Source organism: Roseovarius autotrophicus, assembly GCF_018069895.1.
Taxonomy (GTDB): domain Bacteria; phylum Pseudomonadota; class Alphaproteobacteria; order Rhodobacterales; family Rhodobacteraceae; genus Roseovarius; species Roseovarius autotrophicus.
Genome location: NZ_JAGQDH010000009.1, coordinates 70,330 through 88,164, shown reverse-complemented (window position 1 = coordinate 88,164; position 17,835 = coordinate 70,330). Strand labels below are relative to the sequence as shown.

Sequence of the window (17,835 nt, the reverse complement as noted above, 5' to 3'; positions counted from 1 at the left end):
CTAGGCGGCAGGGGCAGGAATTGCAAGCGGCCCGCCTCACACCCCAAGGCAGTGGCGCAGGATCGCCTTTTGCGCGTGCAACCGGTTCTCCGCCTCGTCGAAGATCACCGAATTCGGCCCGTCCATCACATCGGACGTCACCTCCTCGCCGCGATGCGCGGGCAGGCAGTGCATGAAGAGCGCATCGGGCTTCGCCGCCGCCATCAGGCGTGCATCCACCTGATAGGGGCGCAGCATGTTGTGGCGGCGCTCCTTGGTGGACTGGCTGTCATGCATCGACACCCAGGTATCGGTTACGACCAGATCGGCCCCCTCCACCGCCTTGATCGGGTCGCGCTCGATGGTGATGGTGCGGCCCGCCTTGCGCGCAAGGCCAATGAACTCGGCCTCGGGGTCAAGCTGCATCGGGCCGGTGAAGGTCAGGTCAAAGCCGAACTGCGCGGCGGCGTGCAGGAACGAGGCGCAGACATTGTTGCCATCGCCCGCCCAGACCACCTTCTTGTTCGCAATCGGGCCGCGATGCTCCTCATAGGTCATCACATCGGCCATGATCTGACAGGGGTGAGTGCGGTCGGTCAGCCCGTTGATCACCGGCACATCGGCGTGCTCGGCCATTTCCAGTAGCACGGATTCGTCAAAAGTGCGGATCATGATCAGATCGACATAGCGCGACAGCACCCGCGCCGTGTCGGCAATCGTCTCGCCATGACCAAGCTGCATGTCGGTCCCCGAAAGAACCATCGTCTGCCCGCCCATCTGCCGCACGCCCACGTCGAAGGAGACGCGCGTGCGCGTCGAGGGTTTCTCGAAGATGAGCGCCACCATGCGCCCGGCAAGCGGCTGTTCGTCATCGGGCGCGCCGCGCGGGTGGCCCTGACGTGCATCCTTCATGGCGCGGGCAGAGTCGATGATCGTGCGCAGATCGGCGGCGGAGGTTTTGTGGATGTCGAGGAAATGGGTCATGATATGGTTCGCTTGTGTCTTGGGGCGGAGGTGGGGGCCAGCCCCCACACCCCCGGGATATTTAAGGCCAGAAGAAACTCAGGCCGTTTCCAATGCGGTGGCGGCGGCGTCAAGGCGGGTAAGCGCCTCGGCAACCTCTTCGTCGGTGATGGTGAGCGAAGGCAGAAGGCGCAGCACGTTATCGGCGGCGGGCACCGTGGCGATAAGCGAGTCATAGCCCGCCTGCACCACGTCCGTGTTGGGCACGCGGCATTTGAGGCCGAGCATCAGCCCCGTGCCGCGGACCTCCTCGAAGATCGCGGGATGCGCCGCCACCAGCCCTTCGAGCCGCTGCCGCAGGAGCGCCGCCTTGCGGTTCACCTCCGCCAGAAAGGCCGGATCGGCCACATGGTCCATCACCGCGCAACCCACGGCACAGGCCAGCGGGTTGCCGCCATAGGTCGAGCCATGCGTGCCCGCGCCCATGGCGGCGGCGGCGCGTTCGGTGGCCAGCACCGCGCCCAGGGGAAAGCCGCCGCCGATGCCCTTGGCCACCATCATGATGTCAGGCGTGACGCCCGCCCATTCATGGGCAAAGAGCCGCCCCGTGCGCCCCATCCCGCATTGCACCTCGTCCAGGATCAAAAGCAGGCCGTTTTCGTCGCAAAGCGCGCGCAGCCCCTTCAGGCACTGGTCGGGCAGCGCGCGAATGCCCCCCTCGCCCTGCACCGGCTCGATCAGGATCGCGCCCACACTCTCGTCAATCGCAGCGTGGAGCGCGTCGTGATCGCCCCAGGGCAGATGGCGGAAGCCAGGCAGCAACGGCCCGAACCCCTTGGTCATCTTTTCCGACCCGGCGGCGGCGATGGCCGCCGAGGAGCGGCCGTGGAACGCGCCCTCGAAGGTGAGGATGGTGGTGCGCTCCGGCTGGCCCGCATCATGAAAATACTTGCGCGCCATCTTGATCGCCAACTCACAGGCCTCGGTGCCGGAATTGGTGAAGAACACCGTATCGGCGAAGGTTGCCGCGACCAGCCGGTCCGCGAGTTCCTGCTGCTTGGGGATGTGATAGAGGTTCGAGGTATGCCACAGCGCGCCCGCCTGCTCGGTCAGCGCTGCCACCAGATCGGGATGGGCGTGGCCGAGCGCATTGACCGCGATGCCCGCGCCCAGATCAAGAAAGCGTCGCCCGTCCGCCTCGATGAGCCAGCTTCCCTCGCCCTTGACGAAACTCAGCGGCGCGCGGTTGTAGGTCGGCAGGATCGACGGGATCATGGCATGGTCCTTTGCACAATTGGCCCCTTGAGTGCCGCATGGGCGGGGGCAAGTCAACGATCTGGGCTGGGGGGGGTGCGGGGTGCACCGGGATCACGGAGGAAACGTCAGGCGCGGATGCGTCGGCGTCGGGTTCCGGCATATGTGCGCAGCGTGATCATGGCGGCGCTTTAGCCGGTTTCCCGGCCCTGGGGAAGCGGAATTTCGCGGGCCCGCACGGTGCCGAGGCGCGGATGCAGCCGCCCGGCCAGATGCGCGCAGCCCAATAGCCCCGCACCGGCCACCGCGAACACCCCCGAGAGCGGCGCGGCGAGCAGCACGAGCCACGCCACCCCCGGTGTCACGATACCAGAGACATCGCGGAAACTGGCATAGATCGCCGACATCTCGGTGCGCTCCGAGGGCTTGACCGCCAGCAGAAAGGGCAGCCCCGCCGAGATGTCGAGCAGTACCAGAAAGACCGACGCGAGCGCCAGCGCCGCCACCGCCGCCCATGGCCAGCCCCCCGCAAGGGCCGCGACAAGGAAAAGCGCGCCCGCCACCGTGAACCCGGTGCGCACCGCCTGCCGGATCGAGCGGCGCTGCATCCAGGCCAGCATCAGCGGCGTGGCGAAGAGCATCCCGTTCGAGGCCGACAGCAGCATCCCGCCAAGCGATTCGCCCAAGCCCCGCTCGACCGCGAAAATGGGCAGATAGACCACATAGACCCACCACCCGCAGGAGCGGATCACGGCAAAGATCCAGCCCGCCACAAGGCGCGGTTGCGCCACAAAGCGCGGCAACCAGGCGAGCGGGTTGGGCGCGGGCCCGCGCGCACGGGTGATGAGCCGCCCGTTGCCCAGCCGCTGCCACGCGAACACGCCCATCATGGTGAGCGCGGCCAGCGCCGCGATGGCAAAGGGAAGGGGCCGCCACAGATCAAGCAGCACCACGCCAAGCCAAGGCCCCACCGTCCAGCCGAAGGCACCGAAGAACATGCGCGAGGTCTCGCAGCGCCCCAGATCCGCCTTGGCAATATGATCGAGCACATAGGCGTTGAAACACACGAAGATCGTCACCGTCGCCGCCGTCACCAGCGCCAGCGCCGCCACCATCGCCAGAGGCCCGCCTATCGCGCCAAGGCCCGCGCCGGCGGCGAACATCACGCAACCGCCTGCATAGACCCGGCGGCGTGGCACGAAGCGGGTGACATAGGGCACCATCAGCCCGGTCGCGAGCGACAAGAGGCCCACGAGGAAATATACCTCTGACACCCGCGCGGCCGCCCCGAGCGCACGGTAGATCTCGAGCGGCATGACCGAGATGAGGATGCCCCGCGCCATCGCCTCGAACCCCGCCAGAAGGCCGAAGCCGCGCACCGAAGGGGCGGGCGGATGACGCAGCCAGTCGGGTACGGAACGTGGATACATGGGGCCTCCCTGCCCCGGTTTGCCACGGGCTGCGCCCCCCGGCTTGGCAGGGCACGACGCCACATGATGTCGTTTTCAGGGCATGGCGCGGGGATAGGCCATGGTCACGCCGCGCGCGCACGCGCCCGCGCAACAAGTGGCGCACGTGGTCTGTCACGAATGAGTGGGGATTTGCCGCAACGCGTCACAATAGGGGATCACCTAGTGCGATCGGCTGGATTATTGCCTGAAACCACCGGGACAGCGCCATGACGGCAGCCGCCGCACCCCGGACCGGATCAAGGCCGCGCATTTGGCGGCCGATACCGACCTGACACAGCGGTAATTCGCCAATCACGCGCCGCGCACGGTGTTGTCATTTGACTGATCGGCCCATTTGTCGCCAACTTGTGTCGTATGTCACCAGTCACGACATCTGACGAAACTTGTCCCACCTCGTCAGCAAGATCGCAGCGTGCAAGCTGCCGCACACGTTCCACCGCCCTGCGCAAGGCCCGTTATTCAGACCTTGTGCAGGGTGCCGGACTTCTACCAGCGCCCCGATATCGCCCGAAAGACAAGCATCACCCCGCTGCGCGCGGGCGCAGGATCGAGTTGCCCTTCAGCCACCGCTTCGGGCGCGCGCAAGGCGCGGCTGAGCACCGCCCCCGTCTCCCAGAGCGGCAGGAGCGCCGGGCGCGCGGCGCGCGCCACCTCCGCCCGCCGTGCCCGTGCCGCACGCAAATGCTCCAGCCCCTCCTCCGCCAGCCGCCGCACCGCCTGCGCGCGCCCATCGGGCAAGGGCGCGCGCCCTGCCGCCTCAAGCGCGGGAATCGCCCGCAGCCAGTTCGCCAACCCCAGGGCCAGCCCCGCAGGCCCCAGCGCCCCCTCGCCCGCCTGCCCCAGTGCCCGCGCCGCCACCCGCATCAGGTTGCCCGACGTGGCATCGAGATAGGCCCAGAGCGCCGCCTCATCGGCAAAAGGCGCGCGCAGGATATCCGCGCGCCGCGCCTCGATCAGCGCATCGAGCAGGCGCGCGCCCTCTGCATCCACGACCGCCGAGAGCGGCGTCGCCACCTCGTGACGACGCACCGCACCGCCGCCTGCGATCTCGGCCAGCACATCGCGCCACCATTGCAGGCGCATCTCGGCGATCATCGGCTCTTGCGTGACCCAGGGCGCGCGCGCCACCTCGACATTGAAGGCATAAATCGGGAAAAGCCGCACCCGCGCCGCCACCGGCCCCGCCATGGTGGCGCGGAACCGTGCCGGATCGGCACGGCGCACCAGATCGGCACAGGCGCGCATCTCGGCGTCAAGCATGCAGCAACTTCCAGTTGATCGCATCGAGCAGCGCCTCGAAACTGGCATCGACGATATTGGGGCTGACCCCCACCGTGGACCAGCGCCGCCCCTGCCCGTCCTCGCTGTCGATGATCACCCGTGTCGCGGCCTCGGTGCCGCCTTGGGTGATGCGCACCTTGAAATCGACCAGCCGCATGTCGGCGATCTGATCCTGATAGCGGCCCAGATCCTTGGCCAGTGCCTTGGCCAGCGCGTTGACCGGCCCCCGGTCGCAGCCCTCGGCATCCATCGACTCGGAAACCGAAAGTTTCTTCTCGCCATCGACCTTGACCACGACCACCGCCTCCGACAGGCTCACCATGCGGTCATACTTGTTCTTGCGCCGCTCCACCGTGACCTTGTAGCGCTTGACCTCGAAAAAGCTGGGCATCTGCCCCAGTTCCTTGCGCGCGAGGATCTCGAAACTCGCCTGCGCGCTGTCATAGGTATAACCCTGATCCTCGCGCGCCTTGATCACCTCCAAGAGCCGCGCAAGCGCCGGATCACCGGGGTCCACCACGATCCCCGCCTCGCTCAGCCGCTGGCGCAGGTTCGACTGCCCGGCCTGATTGGACATCGGGATGATGCGCGCATTGCCGACCAATTCGGGGTCGATATGCTCATAGGTGCTCGGGTCCTTGAGGATCGCGCTGGCATGAAGCCCCGCCTTGTGGGCGAATGCCGAGGCCCCCACATAGGCCGCCTGCCGCAACGGCACGCGGTTGAGTATCTCGTCCAACTGTCGGCTGATGGCGGTCAGGCCGCGCAATCCCTCGAGCGTCACCCCGGTCTCATAACGGCTGGCATACGGCTCCTTGAGCAGAAGCGTCGGGATGAGCGTGGTCAGGTTGGCATTGCCGCAGCGCTCGCCCAGACCGTTGAGCGTGCCCTGCACCTGCCGCGCCCCCGCGTCCACCGCCGCCAGACTGCCCGCCACCGCCATGCCCATATCGTCATGGCAATGAATGCCCAGACGGTCGCCGGGGATACCCGCAGCGATCACCTCGGCCACGATCCGCCCGATCGCGGCAGGTGCGGTGCCGCCATTGGTGTCGCACAGCACGATCCAACGTGCGCCTGCGTCCAGCGCCGCGCGCAGACACGCCATCGCATAGCCGGGATTGGCCAGGTATCCGTCAAAGAAATGCTCGGCATCAAACAGCGCCTCGCGCCCCTGCCCCACCACATGGGCAATGGACCGGGCAATATTGTCGGTGTTTTCCTCAAGGCTGATTCCAAGGGCGGCGGTGACGTGGAAATCATGGGTCTTGCCCACCAGACAAACCGCTTTCGTACCGGCATTCAGAACCGCCGCCAGCACCTCGTCATTCTCCGCCGACCGGCCCGCGCGCTTGGTCATGCCAAAGGCGGTCATGGTCGCGCGCGTTGCGGGCGCGGTCTCGAAAAACGCGCTGTCGGTGGGGTTCGCACCGGGCCAGCCACCCTCGATGTAATCCACCCCCAACCGGTCCAGCGCCGCCGCGATCTGCGCCTTCTCGGCGGTCGAGAAACTGACGCCCTGGGTCTGCTGCCCGTCGCGCAGGGTGGTGTCATAAAGCCAGAGCCTGTCCTTGACCATAGCCGCGCCTCATCCTTCTTCTGGCTCAAATATCCCGGGGAGTGCGAGGGGCCGGTCCCTCACTCCGCGCCCTTCGGCCCGCGCTCCTGTCCTACATGCGAAACCCGGTGGAAAAAAGCCCCGCCGGATCACGGCCCGCGCCGAGGCCCCTTGACGCGCACGCACAGCCTTCCCACTCTGCCCCGGTTGCCAATGACCCGAGGAACCATGCACACGCATCTTGCCGATACCGTCTCTCTCCTGCGCGATCTCATCGCCTTTCCGACCATCTCGGAGGTTAGCAATCTCGACATGATCGCCTATCTCGCGCACCGGCTCGAAAGCCATGGCGCGCGGGTCGAGATCCTTCACGACGAGATCGGCCACAAGGCCAATCTCTTCGCCACGATCGGCCCCGAGGTGGATGGCGGCATCGTGCTCTCGGGCCATTCCGACGTGGTGCCCGTGGCCGAGCAGGATTGGGCCACCAACCCGTTTGAGTTGGCCGAAACCGACGGGCGGCTCTACGGGCGCGGCACCTGCGACATGAAGGGCTTCATCGCCGCCGCCGTCGCCATGGCCCCCCTGTTCGCCGAGAAGGTGCGCGCGCGCCCCATCCACTTCGCCTTTACCTATGACGAGGAAGTGGGCTGTTTGGGCGCTCAGGCCCTGGTCGAGAGCCTGCGCGCGCGCGGCATCCGCCCCGGCGTCGCCATCATCGGAGAGCCAACGATGATGCGCGTGATCGAGGGGCACAAGGGCTGTTACGAATACACCACCCGGTTTCACGGCGAGGCCGGGCATGGCTCTGCGCCCGACCGGGGCGTGAATGCGGTCGAATATGCCGTGCGCTATGTCAACCGCCTGCTCGAACTGGCCGAGGCGCTGCGCGCACGCGCGCCCGAAGGCAGCCGCTTCGATCCGCCCTGGACCACGATCAACACCGGCTCGCTCAAGGGCGGTGTCGCCCATAATGTCATCGCGTCGAACGCCACCATCGAATGGGAAATGCGCCCTGTGCAAGGCGCCGATGCCGCGTTCGTCAAGGATGACCTGCGCCGCTATTGTGAGGAAATGCTGCTGCCGCGGATGCGCGCCGTCTGCCCCGAGGCCAGCATCATCACAGAGGTGATCGGCGAGGTGGACGGGTTGGAGCCGACGACGCTTAACGAGGCCCGCGATATCTTGCTGGAACTCACCGGCGCGAACGGGGCCGATCTCGTCCCCTTCGGCACCGAGGCGGGGCTGTTCCAGAGCTACGGCATGTCGGCGGTCGTCTGCGGTCCCGGCTCCATCGAGCAGGCCCACAAGCCCGACGAATACGTAGCGCTCGATCAGTTGCAGCATTGCCTCGACATGCTGGGGCGTCTCGGTGAGCGGATTGCAGGCTGAGGCGCGGCTTTTGGCCTGGAGCGGACATCTGAAGCTTGCCACCAATGCGCGGAATAAAGGCGCGGCGGCTTCCAACATCCGCTCCAAGCCAAAATTACCCGCCCCATTCCGCCGAAACCCACCGGTCGGTCACACGCGCCGAAAGGTCAGGTAATGCGGCACGCGGCCTTCGCGCAGCGCCTTCTGCTCGTATCGTGTCGGGATCCAGTCCCCCCAAGGCTCGCGCCAGTCGGACGGCCCCGCGGCCAGCCACTCGAACCCGTGGCGCGGCACCTCTTCAAGACTTTGGCGCACATAATCGGGAATATCCGTTGCGATCCTGAAAATACCACCTTTTTTCATGGACTTGGCAAGCGGAGTTAAATGACCCTCGGTGACAAAGCGCCGCTTGTGATGGCGCCTTTTCGGCCAGGGATCGGGGTAGAGCAGAAACGCGCGCGAGATCGACCCATCAGGCAACACATCGAACATGTTGCGGACATCGCCGGGATAAACCGCAATATTCTGTGCACCTGAGGCCCGGATCTTGCCCAAAAGCATCGCGACACCGTTGATGTAAGGCTCACAGCCGATGATCCCAATCTCCGGGTTCGTCACCGCCTGATGCACCATATGCTCGCCACCGCCAAAACCGATCTCCAACCAGATTTCCCGATCTCCGAAATACTCTTTCAGATCAATTGGATTGCGGGCTGGATTCACGTCCCAGTCAACCGCTCCGGGCGAGAGCGGGCCAAGGTCCTCGTCCAGCCACGCCTCCTGGCTCGGCTTGAGGGTTTTCCCCTTGAACCGTCCGTGAAAATTGCGCCATGGCGCGCCAGTCGGGTGTTTCCGAGCACTCATATCAGGTTGATTGACGCACGAAGATCGCGCGCCATTCCTTTGATCAAACGGCTTTTTTCAAAGCATCAACAAGGTCTGTCCGTTCCCAGGAGAACCCGCCATCGGCCTCCGGTGCGCGCCCGAAATGGCCATAGGCCGCCGTGCGCGCATAGATCGGCTTGTTGAGGTCCAGATGCTCGCGGATGCCACGCGGCGTCAGGTCCATGCATTCGGCCACCGCTTTTTCGATAGCGGCTTCATCCACCTGCCCGGTGCCGTGGGTATCGACATAGATCGAAAGCGGCTTGGCCACGCCGATCGCATAGCTCACCTGCAAGGTGCACCGCTTTGCCAGCCCCGCCGCCACCACGTTCTTGGCAAGGTAGCGCGCCGCATAAGCCGCTGATCTGTCTACCTTCGTCGGGTCTTTTCCCGAGAATGCCCCGCCACCATGCGGGGCCGCGCCGCCATAGGTATCGACGATGATCTTGCGCCCCGTCAGCCCCGCATCGCCATCCGGCCCGCCGATCACGAAGGTGCCCGTGGGATTCACATGCCATTCAGTATGCTCTGTAAGCCACTCTTTCGGAAGAACTTCCCGAATATACGGCTCGACGATTGCACGGATATCGTCACTGGTCTGCGCCTCGTCGGTATGCTGCGTCGAAAGCACGATTTGCGTCGCCTCGACCGGCTTGCCGCCCTCGTAGCGCAGCGTCAGCTGCGATTTGGCATCGGGGCCCAAGGTCTTTTCCGTACCTGATTTTCTTGCCTCTGCCAGCCGCTTCAGGATGGCGTGCGCATAGAGGATCGGCGCGGGCATAAGCTCGGGCGTCTCATCGACCGCATAACCGAACATGATCCCCTGATCGCCCGCCCCGTCACGATCCACCCCTTGCGCGATATGCGCCGACTGTGGATGAAGCATGTTATGTAACTGCAAGGTATTCCAGTGAAATTTCTCTTGCTCATAACCGATATCGCGCACACAGTCGCGCACGATCCCGTCGATCCGGCCCATGAATTCCGACAGGCGCGACTCGTCTGATAGACCCACCTCTCCGCCCACCACAACACAATTGGTGGTCGCAAACGTCTCGCACGCTACACGCGCATGGGCCTCTTCCCGCAGGAACGCGTCGAGGATGGAATCCGAAATCCGGTCGCACACCTTGTCCGGATGCCCCTCCGATACGGATTCAGAGGTGAAGAGGTAGTTCTGTCGTGCCATGAAAATGCTCCATTGGATACATCCGCCACGCCAGGAAGCCGTTGTGACGGGATTCCAGACCGTTACGCCCGCCAACGGCCGACGTCAATCGCTATCTGTGGCCGCGCGCGCTGTTGCGCCAAAGCGACAAGGCCAGCAGCAGCGCGTAAAGCGCCAGCATCGGCGCGTCCCCGAAACGGGCATAAACCGTCTCCGGCAAGGCCCGCGGAAGAACCGCATCGCGCCAGCCCGCGTCGCCCAAAGGGATGGCCTCGGTTATGCGGCCGGTCGCGTCAATCATCGCCGAAACGCCGGTATTGGCCACCCGGATCATCGGCAGGCCCATCTCTGCGCTACGCAAACTGGCTTGTGCAAGGTGTTGATACGGACCGGAAATCTGGCCAAACCAGGCATCGTTGGTGATGAGCAGGATCATGTCCGCCCGCCCCGGCGCCGCCCGCAGATCGCGCGCAAAAACGCTTTCGTAACAGATCAGCGGCAGCGCCCGGCCAAGCGGCCCGAGGTCGATCAACTGCGCCCCGCTCCCGGCGGAATAACCCTGCCCCTCGTTCGAGGCGAGGCCGTAAATGCCTATTTTAGCGAGAAAATCCCCAAAAGGCATGAATTCACCAAAAGGCACCAGGTGGTGCTTGTCATAGACTTCGTTCACCACCCCCCCCCGCTCTACGACCGCAAGCGAGTTGTAGATTCGCCGCCCCTCGAACCTTTGGATGCCCAGCACAACCGGCGCGCCGCGCGCCGAAGCCGCCACAGCCTCGAGCGTTTCGCCCGCATGGTTAAGCCAGACAGGCACTGCGGTCTCCGGCCACACCACCAGATCGGGCACCTCATCCGCGGCCGTAAAGGCGCGCTGCCGATCAAGGAAGGCCCGGGCCCGCTCCGGCTTCCATTTCTCGTGCTGCGGCGCATTCGGCTGGACAAGGCGGATAACCGGGGCGCCTGCCTCCGGCCCCGCCTCGGGGGTCAGCGCCACGCCAAGCGGCCAGAGCGCGGCCATTCCGGCAAGCGCCAGCGCACCGCGCCCCTGCGCCCCCGCCACCATATGCCACAGCGCCACCGCCGCCGCGAGAATGAGCGTGAGCAGACCCGGCGCGCCAAGATAGGACGCCCAGTGCAGAAGCGGCGTGTCGATCAGCGCATGGCCCGCCTGTGCCCAGGGAAACCCGGTAAAGAGCCAGCCACGCGCAATCTCGGCCAGTCCCAGCCACGCCACGAACGCCATCGCGCCGCCGCCCATGACCCGCGCCAGCGCCAGCCCCGCCCCCCAGTAAAGCGCCATGCCCGCCGCCAGCCCCAGAAGCGCGAACGGCGCCATCCAGCCGTGACGCGCGGCATCGACCATGAACGGCTCGGTGATCCAGTGAAAGGCCAGCAGAAAGTGCCCAGTCCCCACCAACCAGCCAACGAACGCCGCCGCACGCCAACCCGTTACTTGAAGATAAAGCCCGTAAAACAGGGCCAGTCCGAGGATCGTGAGCGGCCACAGCCCCCAGGGCGCCTGCCCGAGCGCAGCCACGGCCCCGATCCCCAGAAGCATCACGGCCCGCCAGCCCCACCACAGATCCGCCAGCCGCGTCAGCGCCACCTCAGCCATTCTCAGGCGTCCTGAGCCGCACCCGCACCCGTTTGATGCGTCGGGGATCGGCCTCCAGAACCTCGATAACCGGCCCGGCAGGATGCTCGATCACCTCGCCGCGCACCGGCACCCGACCCAAAAGCATGAATACCAGCCCCCCAAGCGTGTCGATCTCTTCCTCGTCCACCTCTTCGGCCTCGGTCAGCGACAGGCCGATCTCGGCCTCGAACATGTCGAGCGGGGTCTTGGCGAGCGCGACATAGCAGCCCGGTGCCTCTTCGGTCCAGAGCGCGTCATCCTCGGTATCGTGCTCGTCCTCGATCTGGCCCACCACCTGTTCGATGAGATCCTCAATGGTCACAAGCCCGTCCACCCCGCCATATTCGTCGATGACAAGCGCCATATGCCGCCGCTCGGCCTGCATCTTCTGCAACAGCACGCCGATGGGCATCGATGGCGGCACATAAAGCACCTGGCGCAGCATCCGCCGAAGCGCGAACGGCGTGCCCTTGCCATTGAACCCGTGCCTGAGCGCGAAATCCTTGAGATGGACCATGCCAAGCGGCGTGTCGAGCGTGCCCTCATAGACCGGCAGGCGCGTCATGCCACTCTCGCGGAACACCTGCACCAGGTCGTCGATCCCTATATCGACCGGCACGGCGACGATCTCGGCCTTGGGAATCGCCACATCCTCGACCGCCATGTTGTGCAGGTTGCCCATGCCCGGCACGGCTCCCCCTGCCAGTGAAGCCGCGGCGACGGTTTCCTCGGTTTCGTCCTGCGGGTTGAATATGCCCAGAACACGGCGGAAAAACCCGCCTGTCTCCTCGCTTTCGGCCATCTCGTCAGGCTGCGCGCGACGCGCTGCGCTAGGAGATCCGTCTATACTTTCGCCCATCCGTCTCTTCTCTGGTGGCGGGGTCCTGCCCCATCCCGTCTAATATGGGTCAGGAACCCCCAGTTTGCCAAGTATCGCTACCTCGGTCGCCTCCATCAGCGTGGCATCCGGGTCACGGATGTGATCATAGCCCAGAAGATGCAACACCGCATGAACGGTCAGATGCGTGACATGATCGGCCAGCGGACGGCCCGCCTCCGCCGCCTCGCGGGCGCAGATGTCGTAAGCTATGGCAATGTCGCCCAGAAAGCCGTCCTCGTCCGGTTCCGGCGGCAGGGGCATATCGCCCGGCATATCGGGAGAGAGATCCTCGGCGGGCCAGCTGAGAACATTGGTCGGCGTGGGCTTGCCTCGGAAATCGGCGTTCAAGGTGGCGATGCGGGCGTCGTCGCAGGCCAGAAGGCTGATTTCCCACGCCGCTGACGCCAGCCCCAGATGCGCAAGCGTCACATCAGCCGCGCGGTCCGCCAGCGCCGCGATCCCCACTACCCCCCAGCGGTCGTCCTCGATCATCACCTCGACGGGCATGGCCTAGCCGTCCGCCTCGTAGGCCTCGATGATCGCTGCCACAAGCGGGTGGCGCACCACGTCCTTCGCCGTGAAATAGTTGAAGCTGATTTGCGGTATCGCGGTCAAAAGCCGCTCGGCATCCGCCAGCCCCGAGGGCACGCCGCGTGGCAGGTCGATCTGGGTGCGGTCGCCGGTGATGACCATGCGCGAGCCCTCGCCGAGACGGGTGAGGAACATCTTCATCTGCATCGAAGTCGCGTTCTGCGCCTCGTCAAGCACGACAAAGGCATTCGACAGCGTGCGCCCGCGCATGAAGGCCAAGGGTGCGATCTCGATGCGCTTTTCCTCGATGAGCTTCTGCACCTGCTTGCCGGGCAGGAAATCGCCAAGCGCGTCATAAAGCGGCTGCATGTAAGGATCGACCTTCTCCTTCATGTCGCCGGGCAGGTAGCCCAGCTTCTCACCCGCCTCCACGGCGGGGCGCGACAGGATGATCCGGTCCACATGGCCCTCGACGAACATGTTCACGCCGACCGCCACGGCAAGATAGGTCTTGCCGGTGCCCGCAGGCCCGATGCCAAAGGCAAGCTCATGCGCGAAGAGCGATTTGACATAGGATTTCTGCGCGTCGGTTCGCGGCTCTACCAGTTTCTTGCGGGTGCGGATTTCGACGGCGCCGCCCTTGAACATCTCGAGTTGATCGCCGTCGAGGCCGCCCGCGTCATCGTCGGACCCCATGCGCAATTCGCGGTCCACATCGGCAAATTCCACCGCCTTGCCTGATTCAAGCCGCGCATAGAGCGCGTGCAGAACCGCCGCTGCAGCCTGCACCGCATCTTCCTCGCCAAGAACGGCCAGTTGATTGCCCCGCCGCACGATCTGCACGGCGAGAACCCGCTCGATCTCGGCAAGGTGGCGGTCATACTCGCCGCAGAGGTCTATCAAAAGCTTGTTATCGGGGAATTCAACCGCGGCCTGATGCATCGCGGTCCTGTCGGGGGCGGGGGGCGGTGCGCTGGTTCCCAAACAAGTCTCCCAGTTTCAAAGGTCCGAGTCCACAGTGCCAAGATGCGCCGCCCCGTGCAAGTGCGGGAGGGGAAAAAGAAACGGGGCGCGCCTGCGCCCCGGTCCTGCATCCTGCCTTGTGCCGCAATCAGAGCAAATCGGGAATGCGGCTGCCCTTCTTGAACGGTCCGGTAGCCACGGTGGGCGGCGCGATCCCGGAGCAGACCGGCTTGCCATAGCGGTCAAGACGCGGCGAAAGATACCCTTCCAGACCATCGTCGATGATCCAGTGGTCACATCCATTGGGATCGACCCAGATTCCGGCCTGCAACTGGCTGAGATGCTTGGCGTCGGTTCCCCGGTCACGGGTCTTGTCGGGACCGACGCTGCCATGCCCACCTGTGCAGGCCGCAAGCAGCCCGACAACGGGAAGGGCGAGAACGATTTTGACAATGCTCATGACAAAGACCCTCAGCGCCAGCACATGATTTCGACACGGCGGTTCTGAGCCATGCCGTCTGCGGTGGCGTTCGATGCCTTGGGCATCCGCTCGCCATAGCCGCGCACGTCCGAGATGCGTGCGCCCGCGTTTCGCGCGACCTTGGCCACGGCATTCGCGCGACGCAACGAGAGGCGCATGTTGTATTCATCCGAGGCGCGGCTGTCCGTATGGCCGACGATGGTATAGGACACCGCGTTGGCATTCTGGAAGAATTCGCGCAGGCGCTGTTGTGCGGCGGGGCTGATACGGGCGCTGTCAGTGGCAAACAGCTGATCGGTCTGGACTGTGCCGCACAGGTTCAGGTCGCGGCAGACCGGACGGCCGTCCCTTGTCAGGTGAGGACTCATGTAACCCTCGGCACCGTCATCCATCACCCAATGCTCGCAGCCGTCCGGATCGATCCAGATCGTGGGAATGTAACGCTCTCCGACCACCGTGCGCTGTCCCGCTTGCGCCTTGGCCGCACCCGCCGCGACCGAAAGCGCAAGTGCCCCGATCACCGCTGCACCGGCGACCCTGTTCAGAATGTCCGACCTGATCGCAACCACTTCCCTCGTCCCCCACATCTGGCCGGTTTACCGGCGCCAGTATTGCGTTGTTCAGAATGTGGCGAAAGTCTAGCAGACTTGTGGTCCATGTTAAGCAAATTCTACCAGATATTGTGGCCCTGCCGGAAACAATCCCAACGGCGCCGCAATATCGCCCCTGTTTCGCCAGAGTTTCCGCAGTCAGGAAGCCAGAACGCGCCCGGCGAGCGAGTTCGGCCCGCTATCGACAATCTCAACCCTTGCGAGATCGCCCACGTTCAGGCCGCTGCCGGCCACATGAACCGCGTGCAGGTGGTCGGATTTGCCCACCATCTGCCCCGGCAGGCGGCCCGGTTTTTCGAACAGCACCCCGACGGTGCGCCCGACCATGGCATCCTGCACCGCCCGCTGCTGGCGGGTGATGAGGTCTTGCAGCCGCTGGAGCCGCTCGGATTTCACCGCGTCATCGACCTGCGGGCGTTCCGCCGCCGGGGTTCCTGGGCGGGTGGAATACTTGAAGGAAAACGCCTGCCCATAGCCAACCGCCTCGATGAGATCGAGCGTAGCCTGAAAATCGGCCTCGGTCTCTTCGGGAAAGCCCACGATGAAATCCCCCGAGATCAGGATATCGGGCCGCGCCGCGCGGATGCGCTCGATCAGCCGCAGATAGCCCTCGGCGGTGTGCTTGCGGTTCATCCGCTTGAGGATGCGATCGGAACCGGACTGCACCGGCAGGTGCAGATAGGGCATGAGCCTGGCACACTCGCCATGCGCCGCGATCAGATCATCGCTCATGTCGTTTGGATGCGAGGTCGTGAACCGGATACGCTCCAGCCCGTCGATGTCATTCAAGGCCCAGATGAGCCGCGCCAATGACCAATCGCCCCCCTCTCCGGTCCCGTGATAGGCGTTGACGTTCTGCCCCAGAAGCGTGATCTCGCGCACGCCGCGTTCCACCAGATCGCGCGCCTCCTCCAGCACCCGCGCCGCCGGACGGCTCACCTCGGCCCCGCGCGTATAGGGCACCACGCAGAAGGCGCAGAACTTGTCACACCCCTCCTGCACGGTCAGAAACGCGGTCGGCCCGCGCCGCGCCTTGGGGCGGTGGCGCAGCGTGTCGAACTTGTCCTCCAGCGGAAAATCGGTGTCGAGCGCCCTTCCGCCCTCGCGCACCCGCGCCTCCATCTGCGGCAGGCGGTGATAGCTCTGCGGGCCCACCACCAGATCGACAAGAGGCTGGCGACGCATGATCTCCTCGCCCTCGGCCTGCGCCACGCAACCCGCCACCCCGATCTTGAGGTCGGGCTTTGCCTCCTTCAGCCCACGAAACCGGCCCAGTTCGGAATAGACCTTTTCGGCGGCCTTCTCGCGGATATGGCAGGTGTTGAGCAGGATCATGTCAGCGTCCTCGGGCCGGTCAGTCTCGACATAGCCCGCGCCGCCCATGGCCTCGGCCATGCGCTCGCTGTCATAGACGTTCATCTGACAGCCATAGGTCTTGATAAAGAGCTTTTTCGGAGCGACCATGCACCCGCCTCCTGCCTGAGGATTCAAGCCGCGTTCCTACATCAGGGCCGCCCCCTCTTGCAATGCCCGGCGGTTTTGCCGATTCTGCGGAAAATCGGGCAGGACAGAAAAATGACGGCATCGACACTCAAGGCGTTTCTCGCACAACCGGGCAAGGCGCTGGCCAGCGGGCCGGTGGCGTTGATCTTTGCCGAGGACGAGACGGAACTCGACTCGACCCTGCGCCATCATCTCGACCTTGGGTTCAAGGCGGTCCTGTTTTTCGCGCCCGACACCTTTGGCGTGGCCGATGATGTAGCCGCCGACCCGCGTCTCGTTCGCATCCGCCACGATCTTGCCGCCAGCGACGATCTGACCGACGCTGTCAACGCGGTGATCGAGAAAGCGCCCGGTCTCTGGCTGTATTACTGCTACAACGCCGAATACCTGTTCTACCCGTTCTGCGAAACGCGCACCGTAGGCGAGTTGCTGGCCTTTCACACCGAAGAACGCCGCAACGCGATGCTCAGCTATGTGATCGACCTCTACGCACCCGATCTCGACCGCCACCGCGATGCGGTCTGTCTGGAAGAGGCGCATCTGGACCGTTCCGGCTATTACGCGCTTGGCCGCCCCGATCCCGACAACCCAAACCGCCCCAAGGAGCGGCAGCTAGACTTCTACGGCGGGCTGCGCTGGCGCTATGAGGAACATATCCCCGCGACCCGGCGCAAAATCGACCGCATCGCGCTCTTCCGCGCCAGATCGGGGTTACGCCTGCGCGAGGATCACACATTCTCGGACGAGGAATACAACACCTATGCCTGTCCCTGGCACAACAACCTGACGGCGGCGCTGGTCTCGTTCCGCACGGCCAAGGCGCTCAAGCGCAACCCAGGCTCGACCTTCGACATCCGCAGCTTCAAATGGCACAACTCCGTGCCGTTCGAATGGCACTCACGACAATTGCTGGATCTGGGGCTGATCGAACCCGGCCAGTGGTTCTGAGCGGCACGGCTCAGCGCGCGAGGACATCGGACAGCTTTTCGGCCAACCCGACCTTGCTGTCGGGGGTGCGCCCTCCGGTCAGCGTGGTAAAAAAGCCGCGCACCCGGTCATTGCCCTCGGTCATCCGGACAAGAACAACCGAGGCATCCTGCATCATCTCGTGCCCCTTGGGCCAAAGGCGCGGCTCCTGCCAGATCGCCGCGCCGATGCTGCCCACAAGCAGGATCCCCACCGGCCAGGCGCGGGCACGCGCCTTGCGCGCCCGTGCGGCATAGAGTTCCTCTCGCGGCGTCTTTGGGGCATGGACCATGGACATGGCTGCACGCTAACGCCCGCCCATGGCGGAAATGC

The 17,835-nt window shown here is 64.9% G+C and carries 17 protein-coding genes and 1 riboswitch; of the genes, 2 read left to right on the top strand and 15 right to left on the bottom strand.

Annotated elements, in window-relative coordinates; all coding sequences use genetic code 11:
• Positions 1-36: 36 nt before the first annotated feature.
• The 5 genes from argF to cimA form a co-directional block, all read right to left on the bottom strand.
• Positions 37-963 (bottom strand): ornithine carbamoyltransferase, encoded by a 927-nt coding sequence (gene argF / locus KAK09_RS11420; protein ID WP_210879070.1) that lies wholly within the window; start codon positions 961-963, stop codon positions 37-39.
• Between the two features lie 78 nt (positions 964-1,041).
• Positions 1,042-2,217 (bottom strand): aspartate aminotransferase family protein, encoded by a 1,176-nt coding sequence (locus tag KAK09_RS11415; RefSeq protein WP_210879069.1) that lies wholly within the window; start codon positions 2,215-2,217, stop codon positions 1,042-1,044.
• A 170-nt stretch (positions 2,218-2,387) separates the two neighbouring features.
• On the bottom strand, positions 2,388-3,626 hold the full coding sequence (locus tag KAK09_RS11410) for an MFS transporter (protein ID WP_210879068.1): 1,239 nt from the start codon (positions 3,624-3,626) through the stop codon (positions 2,388-2,390).
• Between the two features lie 528 nt (positions 3,627-4,154).
• The gene (locus KAK09_RS11405; RefSeq protein WP_210879067.1) at positions 4,155-4,928 is read right to left on the bottom strand and encodes a squalene/phytoene synthase family protein; all 774 of its coding nucleotides are present in this window, start codon (positions 4,926-4,928) and stop codon (positions 4,155-4,157) included.
• Positions 4,921-6,528: a citramalate synthase gene (cimA, locus tag KAK09_RS11400; RefSeq protein ID WP_210879066.1), complete on the bottom strand. Its 1,608-nt coding sequence runs from the start codon at positions 6,526-6,528 to the stop codon at positions 4,921-4,923. The genes KAK09_RS11405 and cimA overlap by 8 nt, the downstream gene beginning before the upstream one ends.
• A gap of 207 nt (positions 6,529-6,735) precedes the next feature.
• Between cimA and argE the strand changes: the two genes are divergently transcribed.
• On the top strand, positions 6,736-7,899 hold the full coding sequence (argE, locus tag KAK09_RS11395) for an acetylornithine deacetylase (RefSeq protein WP_210879065.1): 1,164 nt from the start codon (positions 6,736-6,738) through the stop codon (positions 7,897-7,899).
• A gap of 129 nt (positions 7,900-8,028) precedes the next feature.
• Here argE and trmB read toward each other — a convergent pair whose 3' ends face one another.
• From trmB to miaB, 9 genes are all read right to left on the bottom strand, one after another.
• A complete protein-coding gene (gene trmB, locus KAK09_RS11390; RefSeq protein ID WP_210879064.1) occupies positions 8,029-8,742 on the bottom strand; it encodes a tRNA (guanine(46)-N(7))-methyltransferase TrmB in 714 nt (237 codons plus the stop codon).
• Between the two features lie 43 nt (positions 8,743-8,785).
• Positions 8,786-9,952 (bottom strand): methionine adenosyltransferase, encoded by a 1,167-nt coding sequence (gene metK / locus KAK09_RS11385; protein WP_210879063.1) that lies wholly within the window; start codon positions 9,950-9,952, stop codon positions 8,786-8,788.
• A gap of 5 nt (positions 9,953-9,957) precedes the next feature.
• Positions 9,958-10,005, bottom strand: a riboswitch (SAM-SAH riboswitch).
• Positions 10,006-10,043: 38 nt separating this feature from the next.
• Positions 10,044-11,546, bottom strand: a complete 1,503-nt coding sequence (gene lnt, locus KAK09_RS11380) for an apolipoprotein N-acyltransferase (RefSeq protein WP_210879062.1) — start codon at positions 11,544-11,546, stop codon at positions 10,044-10,046.
• The gene (locus KAK09_RS11375; RefSeq protein WP_210879061.1) at positions 11,539-12,426 is read right to left on the bottom strand and encodes a transporter associated domain-containing protein; all 888 of its coding nucleotides are present in this window, start codon (positions 12,424-12,426) and stop codon (positions 11,539-11,541) included. Before KAK09_RS11375 ends, lnt begins: the two co-directional genes overlap by 8 nt.
• 39 nt (positions 12,427-12,465) lie before the next feature.
• Positions 12,466-12,954 carry an rRNA maturation RNase YbeY gene (gene ybeY, locus KAK09_RS11370; protein ID WP_210879060.1) on the bottom strand — a complete coding sequence of 163 codons (489 nt, stop codon included), beginning with the start codon at positions 12,952-12,954 and terminating at the stop codon, positions 12,466-12,468.
• A 3-nt stretch (positions 12,955-12,957) separates the two neighbouring features.
• Positions 12,958-13,920 (bottom strand): PhoH family protein, encoded by a 963-nt coding sequence (locus tag KAK09_RS11365; RefSeq protein WP_210879059.1) that lies wholly within the window; start codon positions 13,918-13,920, stop codon positions 12,958-12,960.
• 169 nt (positions 13,921-14,089) lie between these two features.
• The gene (locus KAK09_RS11360; protein WP_210879058.1) at positions 14,090-14,401 is read right to left on the bottom strand and encodes a hypothetical protein; all 312 of its coding nucleotides are present in this window, start codon (positions 14,399-14,401) and stop codon (positions 14,090-14,092) included.
• A gap of 11 nt (positions 14,402-14,412) precedes the next feature.
• Positions 14,413-14,982 carry an OmpA family protein gene (locus KAK09_RS11355; RefSeq protein ID WP_336244450.1) on the bottom strand — a complete coding sequence of 190 codons (570 nt, stop codon included), beginning with the start codon at positions 14,980-14,982 and terminating at the stop codon, positions 14,413-14,415.
• A gap of 189 nt (positions 14,983-15,171) precedes the next feature.
• Positions 15,172-16,497 (bottom strand): tRNA (N6-isopentenyl adenosine(37)-C2)-methylthiotransferase MiaB, encoded by a 1,326-nt coding sequence (miaB, locus tag KAK09_RS11350; protein WP_210879056.1) that lies wholly within the window; start codon positions 16,495-16,497, stop codon positions 15,172-15,174.
• Between the two features lie 111 nt (positions 16,498-16,608).
• Here miaB and KAK09_RS11345 point away from each other — a divergent pair, with 111 nt between their 5' ends.
• Complete coding sequence (locus KAK09_RS11345; RefSeq protein ID WP_210879055.1) at positions 16,609-17,484, top strand: glycosyltransferase family 2 protein; 876 nt, start codon at positions 16,609-16,611, stop codon at positions 17,482-17,484.
• A 10-nt stretch (positions 17,485-17,494) separates the two neighbouring features.
• Here the strand turns inward: KAK09_RS11345 and KAK09_RS11340 are convergent, their stop codons facing one another.
• Positions 17,495-17,794, bottom strand: a complete 300-nt coding sequence (locus tag KAK09_RS11340; protein WP_210879054.1) for a hypothetical protein — start codon at positions 17,792-17,794, stop codon at positions 17,495-17,497.
• Between the last annotated feature and the right edge of the window lie 41 nt (positions 17,795-17,835).